This window comes from Streptomyces sp. NPDC042002 (assembly GCF_055588305.1).
The window spans coordinates 7,905-23,769 of record NZ_JBVJCT010000010.1 but is presented as its reverse complement, the minus strand read 5'-3'; the positions used below and the strand labels follow the sequence as shown (position 1 = coordinate 23,769).

The following is a 15,865-nucleotide window of genomic DNA, read 5'->3' as shown; positions in this document are numbered from 1 at the left end:
TTGCTGAGCGCGTCACTTGATCGCGATCGGGTTGACGGGGGAACCGACAGCGCCGGTGATGCGCAGGGGCGCGGCGGCGAGCAGGAACTCGTACACCCCGTCTGCCGCGCAGTCCTCGGCCAGGGCTTCCAGGTCCCACATCTCACCGATGAGGAGGCCGATATTGGGTATCGCGACCTGGTGCAGGGGCTGGAAGGCGTTCTCGAACTCGTTGGGACGGACCTCGAAGCCCCAGGTGTCCGTGGCGATCGCCGCGATCTCGGTGCCGTGGAGCCAGCCGGCCGTGGTGAAGGAAAGCCCCGGCGCGGGTCCGCCGGCGTAGTCGCCCCACCCGTCTCGGCGTACGCGGGTCAGTTGACCGGTGCGTATCAGCACGATGTCACCGCGTCCCACGCTCACGCCGTGAGCTTCCGCGGTGGCGGCCAGGTGCTCCTCGGTGATGGCGAATCCGTCGGGCAGCTCGCCGGCGGTGCCCACGACCCGTCCCACGTCCAGGAGCACGCCGCGTCCGGCGACATGGGGAGCCATGTGCTCGATGCCGGTGACCAGGTCACCGTCGGAGGTGACGACCTTCTCGGCCGCACGACCGTTCCATGCCTTGCCGTGATCGAAGATGTGCCCGAGCCCGTCCCATTGCGTGGAGCACTGGAGCGGCATGGCGATCACGTCGTCGGCGCCGCCGATGCCGTGCGGGAAGCCCTGGTGGCCGAGCGCGGCGTCGGTGCCGGTGTCCAGCATGGTGTGCACCGGGTTGGTGCGCCGCCGCCAGCCCTTCTGCGGGCCGTTCATGTCGAAGGACTGCGACAGGGAGAAGCTGGCCCCGCGCCGGACGAGACCGGCACCTTCGCGGCGCTTCCCCTCGTCCAGGAAGTTCAGTGTGCCGAGCCGGTCGTCCTCGCCCCAGCGGCCCCAGTTGGAGTACGTCTTGGCCGCCAGCGCGATCGCGCCTTCCGGATCACGGGGATCGACGGCCGTCATGCCTTCGCCTCCGCCACACACCGGGTGCTCTGGACGCCGAGCCCGGTGACCGAGCCCTCCATCACATCACCGTCACGCAGGAGGCGGCCCCGGTGCATGCCGTTGCCGGCCGGGCTGCCCGTGAGCACAAGATCACCCGGGAGGAGATGCGCCGTCTGCGAGGCGTACGACACCATCCGCGCGACCTTGAAGATCATGTCCTTGGTGGACTCGTCCTGCATGGTTTCGCCGTTGAGCTTCAGCGTCACCCGCAGGTCGTCAGGGTCGGCGATGGACTCGGCGGGCACGATCCACGGGCCGAGCGGCGTGAAGCCGGGCGCGTTCTTGCTGCGCAGCCAGTCGGTGCCGATCTGCGGCATGTCCCTGCGGAAGACGGTCGACCGGTCGGTCAGATCGTTGGCGATCGTGTAGCCCGCGATGTGCGCGGATGCCTCCGCGACGGACACCTGGTACGCGGGGCGGCCGATCACGACCGCCAGTTCCAGTTCCCAGTCCGGCTTCTCGGCCCAGGCGGGCAGCACGACGTCGTCGTAGGGACCCGTGATCGCACTGGGCAGGCCGATGAACACATACGGCAGGTCCTCGGTAGCTCGCCGGTCCATGATCTCGGCCGCTTCCGCTCGCCGTTCGGCCTCGGACCGGTCATCGCCGGGGGCACGGTGGGCGACGTGCAGGTCGATCACGTGCTGCCGGTAGTTCGCACCCGACTGGAAGACCTGGCGCGGTTCGACCGGGGCATGGACGTGATAGTCCGTGATCGGCGTGCGGCTGACGCCGGTGTCGGCGGCCAGGGCACGCAGCTGTGGCAGGGCCTTGTCCCAGCGATCCAGCAGGCTCAGCACGGTCAGCTGTTCGTCACCCAGTGCGGCCCGAAGGTCGAGAGCGTTGCCGTCCGGCATGACGAGAGCGGGGAAGCGGGGCCCGTCGGGGGCCGAGAGAGTCGCGAGGGCGAAAGGTCCGGCGAAGAGTGCGGACGCGGATTCAGGTTTCACGGACATGTCCTCCTGATTGCGGTGGGACTAATCTGGACCCCGCACCACCGATCAGGGAAATCGATTCTGTGGATGACCTGCATCCATGTCATGGATTACTCCGGGTCGGCATCGCTTTGTAGAGGGACTTTCATGAACCTGGCCCGCTTGGATCTCAACCTCGTCGTCGCTCTGCGCGCCCTGCTGGAGGAGCGCAACGTCACCCGTGCCGGGCAGCGTGTCGGCCTCAGCCAGCCGGCGATGAGCGCTGCCCTCTCCCGGCTGCGCCGGCACTTCGACGACGACCTGCTCGCCCGCGTCGGCGGCCACTACGAGCTGACCGCGCTGGGGCAGGTCCTTCTGGACCGGACCTCGACCGCCTATGACGTGCTGGAACGCCTCTTCGCCAGCCAGGCCTACTTCGACCCGGTCAAGGAGAACCGGGAATTCAAGCTGGTGGCGTCCGACTACGCCGTGGCGATCTTCGGCACCGAGCTGGCTCGCGTGATCCATGAGGAGGCTCCCGGGATCCGGCTGCGCTTCTCCCAGACCCCGACGACCGTGGTGGACGACACCGCCACCCTGCTGAGCGCCAGCGACGGTCTGTTCATGCCGCACGGCGTCATCAGCGACTTCCCCGCCACCGACCTCTATGACGACCGCTGGGTCTTTCTCGTCGCGCGGGACCACCCGAGCGTCGACGACCGGCTCACCCGCCAGGACCTTGCCCGGCTTCCCTGGGTGACGTACCAGCGAACGTACGACGCCCCGGCGGTACGCCAGCTCGGCATGCTGGGGATCGAACCGCGGGTCGAAGTCTCCGTCGACAGCTTCCAGTCGCTGCCGCTGCTGGTCGCAGGCACCCGGCGCATCGCGCTGGTTCAGGCGCGTATGGCCCAGTTGATGGAACCCATCGCCGCCGTCAAGGTGGTGGAGCCGCCCTACGAAGCCGTACCGCTGAGAGAGGCACTGTGGTGGCACCCGGTGCACACGCATGACGCGGCACACATCTGGCTGCGTGAGACCGCCGCGCGCGTCGGAGCCCGTCTAGGCCCCCGGGGCTGAGCGGCGAGCCGGCTGTAGCGGCCACGGGGCGGGAAGTCGCTGAAGCCCGACGCAGCCAACGACATCACTATCCACACGATGGATCGAAGGCATCGGCAACTTGGATGACGTGAGGGGTGGGCAGGCCGAGACCCGGAACGCATAGTCGTGGGACACCACCGCGCCCGTGAGCCGACTGCGGGGGCCGCCTGCACAGCCGATTCGGCCCGGTCCGCTACACGGCGCTCCTCCCTTCCTCACGTCCCACGGAGTGCCGCCATGCCCGCTTCCGCCGCCCTGCCCGCCCACGAACATACGGGGGACCCGGCCGTCTGGGGCAGGCTGCCCGCCGTGCTGCTGATGGCCGGCAGCTGCCTGCCGATCCTGGGAGCTGTCCTCATCGCTCCGGTCCTGCCACGCATGCAGGACGAATTCCAGCACGTCCCGGGCAGCGCCGCTCTCGTCCCGCTCGTGCTCACCGTCCCGGCCCTCTCCCTGGCCGTGCTCGCCCCGTTCGCCGGTGTTCTCGTCGACCGGCTCGGCCGCAAGCGCCTGCTGGTCGTAGCCACCGTGCTGTACGCGCTGTTCGGCACCGCCCCACTGTGGCTGGGCTCGCTCGTGGGCATCCTGCTCAGCCGTGTCCTGGTGGGCGTCGCCGAAGCGGCCATCATGACGTGCTGCACCACGCTGATCGGCGACTACTACAGCGGACGGACCCGTGACCGGTACCTCGCCCTGCAGACCATGTGCGCATCGGCGTCCGCCACACTCTTCTTCGTCCTTGGCGGGGCCCTCGGCTCGATCGGCTGGAGGGCGCCCTTCTGGCTGTACGCCGTCGGCCTGCTGCTCGCTCCGGCCATGGCCAGGGTGCTGCCCACTCCGAATCCGACGGCTGAGCCGGCAACAGCCGGCCAACACCCCTTCCCGCTGCGGCGCATGGCGGGGATCTGTCTGCTGACCGTCTTCGGCGCGATGGTCTTCTACACCGTGCCCGTGGAGATGGCGTATCTCATGGACGACCTGGGCGTGCGGTCCACCGGAGTGGTGGGTGCGGTCACGGCGCTGGCCAGCGCGGCCACCGTCCTGGGCTCTGTACTCTTCACCAGGCTCACCGATCGGCCACGCCGCCGAATGCCGGCCCTCTTCCTCCTGTGCGCCGTGGGCTTTCTGCTGATGGGGGCGACGGACCACGTCGCCCTTGTCATCGTCGGCGCCGTCGTCAACTGCGTCGGTACGGGGCTGCTTCTTCCCTCCCTGCTGACGCTGGCGCTGTCCCGGCTCGATTTCGCCGACCGCGGGCGTGGCACCGGGCTGTGGACGGCGGCCTTCTTCCTGGGTGAATTCGCCTGCCCGCTCGCCCTGCTGGCCGCCAAGGGCATGCTGGGCACGCTGGCCTCGGCCGTCGTGCTGCTCGGCCTGCTCACGATGCTGGTCTCGGCCGCGCTGCTTCCCCTGACCCGCCGATCACCGAAGACGCTGCCCCAGCATGTTCCCGAAAGCATCTGACTCACTTGGGTCACCGCGCCGGCGTCCGCATGGTCGACCGGCGCACGACCAGTTCCGGCTGCAGCACCACGTGGGTGTGTTCGTGCGTGGCGGCTTCGGCCGTGTCTTCGAGGAGCAGTCGGCCTGCCTCGCGGCCCAATGTGAGAGCGGGGCGTCGTACCGAAGTGAGCGGAACGACGGCGGACGCGGCGAATTCGATGTCGTCGTATCCCACCACTCCGATGTCTTCCGGCACTCGCAGGCCGGCCTCGTACAGCGCCTGCATCACGCCGAGTGCAAGCAGGTCGTTGGCGCAGAAGACGGCGGTGGGGCGCTTTCTGAGGCCGAGGATCCTGTGCCCGGCGTCCCTGCCGGCGCCCACGGTGAGCGCCGGGCACGGCAGGTCCCGAAGCGACTCCGCCGGAAGTCCGGCCAGGTTGACCGCGATGGCCGCTCCCCGGCGCCGGTCCCGAACCTGCTGGAGACAGTCGGGTCCGCTGACGTAGCCGATCGACCGGTGTCCCTGCTGGATCAGGTGGCGCACGGCGGCCTGTCCTCCCGCGACGTCGTCGATGCCGACCGAACAGGCCCCCGGCTGAGGGGCGTTCTGGTCCGCGATGACGAACGGCACCCCGTTGCGGCGGAAGCCCGCCACCCTGCGCCCCGTGCCGTCTCCGGAGGCCAGGACGGCGCCGCGGACCTGGTGCGAGGTGATCAGCGAAAGGTGGCGGGCCTCGTCGGCCGGTCCTCGGCCGGCCGTGCACACCATGACCCCGAGGTCGGCCTCGAGCGCGGCCTGTTCCACGCCGGCGGCCAGCGCGGTGAAGAAGGGATTGGCCAGGTCGAGGACCAAGACGGCCACGAGCCGGGAAGCGAAGCCGCGCAACTGGCGCGCGCCGTCCGAACGTACGTATCCCAGGGCGTCGATGACGTCCAGGACCCGCTGCCGGGTCGGCGCGGCGACGATGTCGGGGCGGTTGAGGACGTTGGACACCGTGCCGAGCGAGACGCTGGCTTCCCGCGCCACGTCCTTGATGCCCACTCTGCGCCGGGCTCTGGCTTCCCGGGCGGCTGCTGTGTGGTGGCGCGGTGGCTCGCGCCGGACCACGGGCACGGTGGGCATCGTCCGTTCCACGGTCTACCGGCCTCCTGGCGTTGCCGTGCTCTTCCGCACGACCAGGCGCGGAGTCATGGTGGTGCGGATCGCCCGGTCGCGGCGGCCTTCGACTCTCTCGATGAGAAGGCGCGCGGCTGTCGAGCCCATGGTGTGTCCGGCCTGGTCGACGCTGGTCAGCTGGACCGGGGCCAGGGCCGCGAGGGCCGTGTTGTTGTAGCCGACGAGGGAGAGATCGTCGGGGATGCGCAGGCCGAGTTCGTGGGCGGCGCGGTAGATGCCCAGGGCCGCGACATCAGCGCCGGTCATGATGGCCGTGGGTGCGCGTTCCGCGGTCAACAAGGTCATACCGGCTTTGAAACCACCATCGTCGGAGTACGCGCCATGGTGCACCTGGGCGTGGTCAGCGAGGCCGTGCCGTTGCATGGCCTCCATGTAGCCGGAGGCGAGCACGATCTCGGGTGTTCTCTTCCACCGGCCCGTCCTGGCTCCAGGCGCCGAGACAAGGGCGATGTCGCGGTGGCCGAGGGAGACCAGGTGGTCCACCACCAGGCCGGCGCCGACATCGTCGGCGTCGACGACCGAATCATGGCTGTCCGCGGCGTCGTCGTGGCCGATCACGACCGTGGGCGTCGACGCAGCGGTGGCGAGGACCTCCGGGCGGGGCGTGCTCGGCGCGATGAGGACCAGGCCGTCCATCTGGCGGTCCACCATGGAACGGATGGTGCGGGCCTGGTCCTGCGCGTCGAACCCGGCCGCTCCGATCAGCACGGTGTAATCGGAGCTGCGCAGCTCGTCCCGGATGCCGTCCAGGATGTCGGCGAAGAAGGCGTTGCGGACGTTGTCCAGCAGGACGCCGATGGTGTAGGTCCGCCCGCGCATGCCACGGGCGGCGGCGTGCGGGCGGTAGTCGAGTGCGGTGATCGCGGCCTGCACCTTCTCGTGCATGGCAGGGCTCACCCCGTAGGCGTTGTTGAGCACCTTGGACACGGCCGCAATGGACACGCCTGCGTGCCGGGCGACATCGGTGATCGTCACGCGCTTGTTCTGCCTGGGTTCTGCAGCGCCGTCCATCGCCCGCACTCCGGTTCTCGTGGTCGTTGGTGTAACGGTTTACAGGATGTCACACGCCCAGCGTCAAGTCTCTGGTTGAAATCCCTGGTGTTACAGCTCCGTGTCTTGACGGAGTAGGGCGACGGGTGCAGGGTGTTGCCCACTCGACATGGAGAACGTTTTACGAACTCCAGCGTGGCGCGGCCGCCTGTCGCTCTCGGCGCCGTCCTTCCGCCTCACATCTCGCTTCTTCTCCAACCCCTGGGAGTCACCCGTGTCCCTTCGCACGTTCCGCGCTCGGCGCACACGTCTGGGTCTGTTCACGGCCGGCGCGGCCTCAATGGCCCTGCTCGCCACCGCCTGCGGCGGCAGCGGGAGCGGTACCGCGGCGGCGCCGAAGAACTTCAGCTACCTCAGCGTCACCGAGAACACCACCGTCAAGACGGCCCTGACCAGCCTCTCCGAGGGCTCGTGCAAGTCCGCGAACGACGCGCTGCCCCTGAAGGTGGAGACCGTTCCCCAGGCGAGCCTCGACCAGAAGCTGCAACTGCTCGCCGGGCAGGGCGCCCTGCCGGTGCAGTTCGCCGCGGGCAACGCCCCCGCGCTCACCCAGAAGCTCGCCAAGTCGGGGAAGATCGCCGACCTGGAAGCCAAGCTGAAGGAGCTGGGAGTCGACGACCAGCTGGAGCCGGCCGCCGTGTCGACGATCAAGGCACTGTACGGCGGCAAGCTGGAGGTCCTGCCGTACGAGTACAACATCGAGGGCGTCTTCTACAACAAGAAGATCTTCGAGGCCAACGGCCTGAAGGTCCCCGGCACTTGGGACGAGCTGGTCGCTTCAGCGGCCAAGCTCCAGGCCAAGGGCATCCAGCCCTTCTCCGCCTCCGGTCAGCAGGGCTGGCCGCTCACCCGTCTCCTCAGCGGCTACCTCTACCGCAGCCTCGGCCCGGACGCGCTCAAGGACGTCGCCGACGGCAAGGCGAAGCTGACCGACCCGCAGTACGTCAAGGCCGCCACCGAGATCGCCGCCCTCGGCAAGAAGGGCTACTTCGGCAAGGGCGTCGGCTCCATCGACTACGACACCGCCATGAACCAGTTCCTCACCGGCAAGGCCGCCATGCTCTACATGGGCAGCTGGGCACTGGCGAACATCTCGGACGCCAAGCAGGACAAGATCGGCGCGGACAACGTCGGCTTCATGCCCTTCCCGGCCGTCTCCGGCGGCAAGGGCTCCATCGACCAGTACCCGTCCAACGTCGGCCTCGGCATCACCCTGGGCGCCAAGTCCTTCGACAAGAACACCGGCGCCTGGGTCTCCTGCATCGCCAAGAACTACGGCAGCAAGGCGCTCAAGGACCACGGCTCGATCTCCGGTTTCAAGGTCAACACCCCGGTCACCGACGCCAACGAGGTCACTACCCAGGTGCGCGACACCATCAGTGCCTCCAAGCAGAACGTCCTGTGGTTCGAGGCCCTGTTCGGCACCAAGGCCACCACGATCAGCCAGACCAACGCCGCGGGCCTGGTCAGCGGAAGCGTGAGCCCCGAGCAGTTCATGCAGACCGTCCAGGACGCGCTGTCCGCTCAGTGAGCCGACCGGGGCGGCGTGCCTGACGCCGCACGCGCCTTCCCCGCGCCGCCCCGGCGCCTGCTCGGCACAACTCCTCATCGTCATCGAAGTGGATACCACTCATGCACCGCGTACTCGGTGACCGCAGGGCCATCGCGATCCTGCTCGGTCCCGCACTCGTCGTCTATTCCCTGATCATGCTCGTCCCGATGGTGTGGTCGCTCGGCTACTCCTTCACCAAGGGCAACTCCATCGACGGCTTCACCGGCAACGGCGTCGCCAACTTCTCCCGCCTTCTCGATGATCCGGCCGTCCGCCACGCCCTGTGGTTCACCCTCAAGTACGCCGTCGTCGTCACCGCCGGCCAGGTGGTCGCGGGCTACCTCCTGGCCCTGCTCTACGTCTTCTTCCTCAAGCGCGCCTCCGCGCTCGTGCGAACCCTCGTGTTCTTCCCCGTAGTACTGCCCACGGTCGCCGTCGGCCTGCTCTTCCAGAAGTTCTTCCAGGTCGCCCCGCAGACCGGCCCAGTCAACTCACTGCTGAACGCGGTGGGCATCGACTCCATCGACTTCTTCGGCAGCTCTTCGAGCGCCTTCTGGGTCCTCGTCGTCATGGACATCTGGCGCTCCATGGGCTTCTACGCCGTCCTGCTCTTCGCCGGTCTCGTCGACATCCCTGAGGAAGTCCTGGAGTCCGCGCGCCTCGACGGAGCGACAGGCCTGCGACTGGTGCGCCACATCGTGCTGCCGCTGTCCCTGCCCGTGCTCATGTCCTCTCTGATCTTCAGTATCAACGGCACGCTGAAGGCCTTCGACTCCATCGTCGCGCTCACCAACGGCGGCCCGGGCAACGACACCACACCACTGACCCTGTACATGTTCCAGACGTCGTTCACCTACGGCGACTACGGCTACGGCAGCACCATCGCCGTGCTGCTCACCGTGGTGTGCCTGCTGGTGAGCCTGGTCGTCTTCCGCGTCTCACGGCGCGACCTCACGGAAGGCTGACAACCATGGCCATCGACACCCCTGTGAAGGCCACCGCCCATCAGGCGAGCCGCGGATCGTCCGCTGCTTCCGGACGGTCCCGTTCCCGGCGGCGCGTCCGGGTCAGCAAGGTGTGGGTGAAGATCGTCGTCACCCTGCTGCTGGTCGTCGAGATCTACCCGCTCGTCTGGATGTTCCTGACCTCACTGAAGTCCAACAGCGACTACCTCAGCCACTCGACCTGGAGCCTGCCCACCACGTGGGAGTGGGGCAACTACACCGAAGCGTGGACCACCGGCCACATCGGCTTGTACGTCCGCAACAGCCTGCTCGCCGTCGTCCCGGCGCTTGCCCTGATCCTGCTGCTGGGAGCGGCAGCCGGTTTCGCGCTCCAGGTCATGGTGTGGAAGGGCCGCAACCTGACCTTGCTGGTCTTTCTGGCCGGCATGATGGTGCCGCCGCAGATGATCCTGCTTCCCCTGTTCACGGTGTACTTCCAGACCGGTCTGTCCGGCACGCTGTGGCCGCTGATCCTCACCTATACCGGCACAGGCCTGCCGCTGACCGTCTTCATGATGGCCACCTACTACAAGTCCGTCCCCCGTGAACTCTTCGAGGCCGCCACGATCGACGGCGCCGGGATCCTGCGCTCCTTCTGGACCATCAGTGTCCCGATGGTCCGCAACGCGCTCCTGACGGTCGGCCTGGTCGAGTTCTTCTTCATCTGGAACGACCTGCTGATCGCCCTCACCTTCACCAACAGCCAGGACCTGCGCACCGTCCAGGTCGGCCTGCTCAACTTCACCGGCGACTTCGGCGCCACCCAGTACGGCCCCCTGTTCGCCGCCGTCTGCCTCAACGTCTTCGGCACCCTCCTGATCTACCTCTTCCTCAACCAGAAGGTCATGAAGGGCCTCACTTCCGGAGCGCTCAAGGGCTGAACCTCCGAAGCCCAACCGCTCCCGCACGTGAAGAAAGGTTCCCCTTGTCGACCCCCCAACCCGTCCCGGTCTCCTTCGAACACCTCCCGGACGGCCTCGGTATCGGTACGGCCACCCCACGGCTGACCTGGAAGCTTCCCCCCGGCACCGGCAGCCAGCAGGCCTACGAGGTCCGGCTCGAACGTTCCGGCCGTGAGCACAGCACCGGCCGGATCGAAGGAAGCGACCAGCTACTGGTGCCCTGGCCCGGTGAACCGCTGGCCTCACGCGAGAGCGTGACCGTCCGAGTCCGGGTCTGGACAGCCGGAGCCGCGGCTCCTTCCGCATGGAGCGAGCCCAGCGTGGTGGAAGCCGGGCTGCTCGACCCGGCGGACTGGAGTGCGATACCGGTCGGCGGCGGATGGACCGAGGATCCGGCCGCCGAACGCCAACCGGCCCGGGTACGCAAAGACTTCGACCTGGATCGCCCGATCACCCGAGCCCGCCTCTACGTCACCGCTCACGGCCTGTACGAGGTGGAGATCAACGGACTCCGCGTGGGCAGCGAGATTCTCGCCCCGGGCTGGACGGTCTACCCCCACCGCCTGCGCTACCGCACCCATGACGTCACCGCCCACCTTGCCACAGGCACCAACGTCATCGGTGCCTGGCTCGGCGACGGCTGGTACCGCGGCAAGTACGGATTCGACGGCGGCACCCGCAACATCTACGGCACCGACCAAGCCCTCATCGCCCAGCTGGAAGTGACCTACGACGACGGCACCACCGCGGTCATCGCCACGGACGCCACCTGGACGGCGGCCACGGGGCCCATCGCCAGTAGTGGCCTCTACGAAGGCGAGCACTTCGACGCCCGACTCGACGACCCCTATTGGGCGACCCGCACGCCTGAGCAGCACACAGAATGGACCCCCGTTCGGCTCGGCAACCGGAACCCGCGCACACTCGTCGCCCCCCAGGGCCCGCCCGTGCGCTGCACCCAGGAGATGGCCCCTGTCGCCATCACGCGAACGGCCGACGGCCGTCACCTCCTCGACTTCGGCCAGAACCTCGTCGGCCGGCTCCGCCTCACCGCAGACGGCCCCGTCGGCACCACCATCACCGTCCGACACGCCGAAGTGCTCCAGGACGGAGAACTGGCCACCCAACCCCTGCGCGAGGCGTACTCCACCGACACCCTGATTCTGTCCGGACGTGGTCCGTACACGTGGGAGCCCCGGTTCACCCTGCACGGCTTCCGCTACGCCGAAATCAGCGGCTGGCCAGGGGAGTTGACGCAGGAGTCGGTGACGGCCCGTGTCTATCACACAGACATGCGACGTACGGGCTGGTTCGAGTGCAGCGACCCGCTGATCAACCGGCTCCACGAAAATGTCGTATGGAGCATGCGCGGCAACTTCGTCGACATCCCCACCGACTGTCCCCAGCGCGACGAACGCCTCGGCTGGACGGGCGACCTTCAGGTCTTCGCCCCGACCGCGAGCTTCCTCTACGACTGCGCCGGCATGCTGGACTCCTGGCTCACCGATGTCGGGCTCGAGCAGCTTCCCGACGGCACCATCCCCTGGTACGTGCCCGTCATCCCCGGCAAACCGATGTGGACGCCGATCCAGCCCGGTGCCGCCTGGGGAGACGTCGCCACGCTCACCCCCTGGACCCTGTACCGGCGCTTCGGCGACCTGCAGATCCTGCGCCGCAACTACGCCATGGCCAAGGCGTGGGTGGACCTCGTCGAACGGCTCGCCGGCCCCGATCGCCTCTGGGACACCGGATTCCAGCTGGGTGACTGGCTCGACCCCGCCGCCCCGCCGGATGACCCGGCTGCCGGCTGCACCGACCGCTACCTGGTGGCCACGGGCTACTTCGCGTATTCCGCCCGTCACCTGTCCCTGGCCGCGGCCGAACTGGGCATGGAACAGGACGCCGCGCAGTACGCCGCACTGGCCGCAGAGGTGGCGGCCGCCTTCCGCCGCCGGTACGTACTGCCCGTCGGCCGCATGACCAGCGACAGCCCCACCGCCTACGCACTCGGTATCGCCTTCGACCTCCTCACCGAGCCGCAACGACGCGCAGCCGGCGACCGGTTGGCCGAATTGGTCCTCGCCGACGAAGCCCGTATCGCCACAGGATTCGTCGGGACTCCGGTGATCTGTGACGCCCTCACCGACACCGGCCACCTGGACGTCGCCTACCGCCTGCTGACCCAGACCGAATGTCCTTCCTGGCTCTATCCGGTCACGCAAGGGGCAACCACCATCTGGGAGCGGTGGGACAGCCTTCGCCCCGACGGCACCCTCAATCCCGGCGGTATGACCTCCTTCAACCACTACGCTCTCGGAGCCGTCGCCGACTGGCTGCACCGCGTCGTCGGAGGCATGGCCGAGTCCATGCCCGGCTATCGGCAGCTTGTCTTCCAGCCCCGGCCCGGCGGCGGCATCACCTGGGCACGGACACGCCACGAAACGCCCTACGGCGCAGCCGAGTCGTCGTGGGAGACAACCGCCGACGGCCGGATGCGCATCCATGTCGTCGTGCCCGACGGCTGCTCCGGCGTCGTGCGGCTCCCAGGGTGTCCGCCGGTCCATGTGGAGCCGGGGGAGCATGAGCTCGACTCCTGGGAACTCCTGGAGAAATCAGCCTGAGAAACATTCACCGATTCCAAACAGTCCGGCGCTGATCACGGCGCCGGACTGTTTGTTTTCGGCATCCTCTGCGGCTTTGCCATTCGTCCTGTCGATGACGCCTATCGATACGGTTTATAGTCAGTCACGCTGCCTGCTGGTTTCAATTGAAATTTCACGCACACTTTTCAATGTGAGTATCAAACTGGCTGGTCAACGGCCTTTTGTTGCATGGCTGCCGAAAGGGTTGACCCTGCTGGGTGGGTCCTCTAGTTTTTCCGTTCAACAAGCGTACGCCGCATGGAAATCTCCATTCCCTCACTGCTTCTGCTGCCGCGGGACTCGGTAGGCAAGCAGGTGAGTCCGGGAACACCGCAGGGATCCGTTTCCCTCCCCGAGTCGGGGCCGGCCGTGAACCTGACCCCTCGGCCGGCCCCTTTTTCCATAAGCGTAGATCCGCCCCCCTTTCGGAGAGCCGCCGTGAAAAGAAGATCATTTCTGTCTGCCGCCACCCTCACCGCAATGAGCCTGAGCATGGCTCCCCTGATGACCGAAGCGGCAGCCGCCGCACGGTCCGAGGCACCGCAGGATCAGGCGGACGCGATGCTCGGCCGTATGACAGCGGCTGAGAAGGAAGCGCTCGTCCGGTGCGACTTCGCGACCGTCGCTCACCTGGGTATACCGGCTCTGACCATGGTGGACGCCTCGGCCGGTCTGCGCGGCGAGCAAGGCGTGACCGCATTCCCGGTTCCGGTCGCGCAGGCGGCGACGTTCGACGAGAACCTGGCGGCACGTATAGGCCGCGCGATCGGCGCGGAGGGCCGTGCCAAGGGTTACAACAACCTCCTCGGCCCCACCGTCGATCTCACCCGGACCTGGCATTCCGGCCGACAGTCCGAAGGCATGGGCGAGGACCCGTTGCTCGCCGGCCAGTTGGGCGCGGCTCTCACCACCGGCATACAGAGCCAGAACGTCGCAGCCACGGTCAAGCACTTTGCCGCCTACACGCAGGAGACCAACCGCTTCTCCACAGACACCAAGGTCTCCGACCGTGCGCTGCACGAACTGTACGAAGCGCCGTTCCGCCGCGTTGTCACAGCCGTCCCGACCACTTCGGTCATGATGGCCTACCCCAAGATCAACGGGACCTTCGCGACACAGAGCCCCGCCTTCTTCGACGACGTGAAGAAGACCATCGGACTGCAGGGCTACACCGTGCCGGACTTCTGGGCGGGTGACGACCAGGTCGCCGCCGCGCGAGCCGGCATGGACCTCGCCGGGCTCGGACCCTACGCAGTCAAGATCCCCGCCGGAGCACTCACGGGCGGTGCGATACCGAGCACCCGGCTCGACGACGCAGCCCGACGCATCCTCGTCACGATGTACGCGAACGGTCTCTTCGACCATCCTGTACCCACTCCGGCGGCCGACGTCAGCACCCAGGCCCACCAGGACCTCGCCCATGAGACCGCCGTCGCCTCCCTGGTGCTTCTGGCCAACCGCTCCGCAGCACTCCCTCTGCCGGCCACCCTGAAATCCCTGGCCGTCATCGGCCCGGCCGGCACCGACGTCCTCACCGGCGTGGGCGGCTCCACCTACGTCGACCCGGGTACATGGACGACGCCCCTGAACGCCATCCGCGCCCGCGCCGGCAGCGGCGTCACGGTCACGCACGCACAGGGCACCAAGGGAGATCTTCCCCTGACTGCGGTTCCCTCCACCGTGCTGCGCAGCGGCGCCGGGACCCCAGGCCTGTCCGCCACCTACTACTCAGGCGCAGAGGCCTCCGGCACCCCGCTCACCACTCGCACCGACGCCACCGTCGACTTCACCGCTGCTCCCGTGGACAACCTGCCCGACGTGTGGTCGGCGAAATGGACCGGCACCCTGGTGCCGACGACCACGGGCCTGCACCGGTTCTCCCTGCTCGCCGCCGGAACCGCCACCTTGAAGGTCAACGGCACCACGGTCGCCACCGGCACCCGGCACAGTCGCCGATTCTTCCTCGGCCCCTACGACTACCCCCTCCAGGGCGCCACCGCGCTGACCGCCGGAAAGGCCGTCACCATCGAGGTGACCTACACCAACGCGACCACCGACCCCGGAACCTGCGGGCTCACCCTCGGATGGCAGCCCGAATCCCTGATCCCCGCCGCTGTCGACGCGGCGCGTGCCGCGGACGCCGCCATCGTCTTCGTCAACCGGGTCGCCGGCGAGGACATGGATCACCTGGCACTCGGTCTGCCTGGTGATCAGGAACAGCTCATCGCCGCCGTGGCAGCGGTCAACCCACGCACCACCGTCGTCCTCAACACCGACGGTCCCGTAACGATGCCCTGGCTCGGCGACGTCGAGGCCGTGCTCCAAGCCTGGTACGGGGGTCGCGGCATGGGCACGGCGCTGGCCGCTGTCCTCTTCGGAGACAGCGACCCTTCCGGCCGCCTGCCCGTCACCTTCCCCGCCGACGCCACCCAGGGGCCGGGCACCACACCCGCGACCTACCCCGGCAGCAACGGAGCCGTCTCCTACGACGAGGGCATCTCCATCGGCTACCGCTACTACGACAGCAAGGGGCAGCAGCCGCGCTTCCCCTTCGGCCACGGCCTGTCGTACGCCACCTTCGCCCACGGCTCTCTCGAAGCCGCATACGACAAGAGCGCCAAGACAGTGACGGTGGGCGTGACCGTCACCAACACCAGCTCACGCAAGGGCACGGAACTCGTGCAGTTCTACGCCACCCTGCCGAGCGCCGCCGCCGCCGAGCCGCAGCGGCTCGTCGCGTTCCGCAAACTCACCCTGGCCCCCGCGGGCTCCCAGCGGCTCACGGTCACCATTCCCATGGACAACCTCACCATCTGGAAGGCAGGCGCCTGGGCACTTGTCCCCGGCAGGTACACCTTTGCCACGGCGCACAGTTCCCGTGACCTGACCGCGCAGCGAGCCGTTCCCATCAGCTGACCGCAATCCCAGCCGGGGGGGGGGGGGGGGGGCCCCCCCCCCCCCCCCGGGCGGGCCCCCCCCCCCCCCCCCCCAAAAAAAAAAAGGCGTGAAAAAAACACAAAAACAAAAAAAAAACCCCCAAACACCAGGAAAAAGAAAAAG

Annotated in this window: 11 protein-coding genes; 7 read left to right on the top strand and 4 right to left on the bottom strand. The window is 68.0% G+C overall.

The window, feature by feature from the left end; all coding sequences use genetic code 11:
- Positions 1-12 precede the first annotated feature (12 nt).
- Positions 13-978, bottom strand: coding sequence for a cyclase family protein (locus ACZ6KY_RS17230; protein WP_326789530.1), 966 nt, complete (start codon positions 976-978; stop codon positions 13-15).
- A complete protein-coding gene (locus tag ACZ6KY_RS17225; protein ID WP_469311105.1) occupies positions 975-1,976 on the bottom strand; it encodes a fumarylacetoacetate hydrolase family protein in 1,002 nt (333 codons plus the stop codon). The genes ACZ6KY_RS17230 and ACZ6KY_RS17225 overlap by 4 nt, the downstream gene beginning before the upstream one ends.
- 126 nt (positions 1,977-2,102) lie before the next feature.
- Here ACZ6KY_RS17225 and ACZ6KY_RS17220 point away from each other — a divergent pair, with 126 nt between their 5' ends.
- Together ACZ6KY_RS17220 and ACZ6KY_RS17215 are read left to right on the top strand one after the other, a co-directional pair.
- Positions 2,103-3,014: a LysR family transcriptional regulator gene (locus tag ACZ6KY_RS17220; RefSeq protein ID WP_469311104.1), complete on the top strand. Its 912-nt coding sequence runs from the start codon at positions 2,103-2,105 to the stop codon at positions 3,012-3,014.
- 258 nt (positions 3,015-3,272) lie between these two features.
- Positions 3,273-4,499 carry an MFS transporter gene (locus ACZ6KY_RS17215; RefSeq protein WP_443048658.1) on the top strand — a complete coding sequence of 409 codons (1,227 nt, stop codon included), beginning with the start codon at positions 3,273-3,275 and terminating at the stop codon, positions 4,497-4,499.
- Positions 4,500-4,509: 10 nt separating this feature from the next.
- Here ACZ6KY_RS17215 and ACZ6KY_RS17210 read toward each other — a convergent pair whose 3' ends face one another.
- Positions 4,510-5,601, bottom strand: coding sequence for a LacI family DNA-binding transcriptional regulator (locus ACZ6KY_RS17210; protein ID WP_469311103.1), 1,092 nt, complete (start codon positions 5,599-5,601; stop codon positions 4,510-4,512).
- Between the two features lie 15 nt (positions 5,602-5,616).
- Positions 5,617-6,630, bottom strand: coding sequence for a LacI family DNA-binding transcriptional regulator (locus ACZ6KY_RS17205; RefSeq protein ID WP_469311102.1), 1,014 nt, complete (start codon positions 6,628-6,630; stop codon positions 5,617-5,619).
- Between the two features lie 289 nt (positions 6,631-6,919).
- On the opposite strand from ACZ6KY_RS17205, the gene ACZ6KY_RS17200 reads away from it, so the two are divergent.
- The 5 genes from ACZ6KY_RS17200 (at position 6,920) to ACZ6KY_RS17180 (ending at position 15,721) form a co-directional block, all read left to right on the top strand.
- Positions 6,920-8,236, top strand: a complete 1,317-nt coding sequence (locus ACZ6KY_RS17200) for an ABC transporter substrate-binding protein (protein ID WP_328455765.1) — start codon at positions 6,920-6,922, stop codon at positions 8,234-8,236.
- A gap of 101 nt (positions 8,237-8,337) precedes the next feature.
- Positions 8,338-9,222, top strand: a complete 885-nt coding sequence (locus ACZ6KY_RS17195; protein ID WP_266755484.1) for a carbohydrate ABC transporter permease — start codon at positions 8,338-8,340, stop codon at positions 9,220-9,222.
- Positions 9,223-9,227: 5 nt separating this feature from the next.
- Positions 9,228-10,142 carry a carbohydrate ABC transporter permease gene (locus tag ACZ6KY_RS17190; RefSeq protein ID WP_469311101.1) on the top strand — a complete coding sequence of 305 codons (915 nt, stop codon included), beginning with the start codon at positions 9,228-9,230 and terminating at the stop codon, positions 10,140-10,142.
- Positions 10,143-10,186: 44 nt separating this feature from the next.
- On the top strand, positions 10,187-12,784 hold the full coding sequence (locus ACZ6KY_RS17185; protein ID WP_469311100.1) for a family 78 glycoside hydrolase catalytic domain: 2,598 nt from the start codon (positions 10,187-10,189) through the stop codon (positions 12,782-12,784).
- 501 nt (positions 12,785-13,285) lie between these two features.
- Positions 13,286-15,721, top strand: coding sequence for a beta-glucosidase (locus ACZ6KY_RS17180; RefSeq protein WP_469311099.1), 2,436 nt, complete (start codon positions 13,286-13,288; stop codon positions 15,719-15,721).
- Positions 15,722-15,865 lie beyond the last annotated feature (144 nt).

Excerpts from the sequence above, each read along its gene's own strand:
- ACZ6KY_RS17230 (WP_326789530.1), bottom strand. The coding sequence starts at position 978 with ATGACGGCCGTCGATCCCCGTGATCCGGAAGGCGCGATCGCGCTGGCG.
- ACZ6KY_RS17225 (WP_469311105.1), bottom strand. The coding sequence starts at position 1,976 with ATGTCCGTGAAACCTGAATCCGCGTCCGCACTCTTCGCCGGACCTTTC.
- ACZ6KY_RS17220 (WP_469311104.1), top strand. The coding sequence starts at position 2,103 with ATGAACCTGGCCCGCTTGGATCTCAACCTCGTCGTCGCTCTGCGCGCC.
- ACZ6KY_RS17215 (WP_443048658.1), top strand. The coding sequence starts at position 3,273 with ATGCCCGCTTCCGCCGCCCTGCCCGCCCACGAACATACGGGGGACCCG.
- ACZ6KY_RS17210 (WP_469311103.1), bottom strand. The coding sequence starts at position 5,601 with ATGCCCACCGTGCCCGTGGTCCGGCGCGAGCCACCGCGCCACCACACA.
- ACZ6KY_RS17195 (WP_266755484.1), top strand. The coding sequence starts at position 8,338 with ATGCACCGCGTACTCGGTGACCGCAGGGCCATCGCGATCCTGCTCGGT.
- ACZ6KY_RS17190 (WP_469311101.1), top strand. The coding sequence starts at position 9,228 with ATGGCCATCGACACCCCTGTGAAGGCCACCGCCCATCAGGCGAGCCGC.
- ACZ6KY_RS17180 (WP_469311099.1), top strand. The coding sequence starts at position 13,286 with ATGAGCCTGAGCATGGCTCCCCTGATGACCGAAGCGGCAGCCGCCGCA.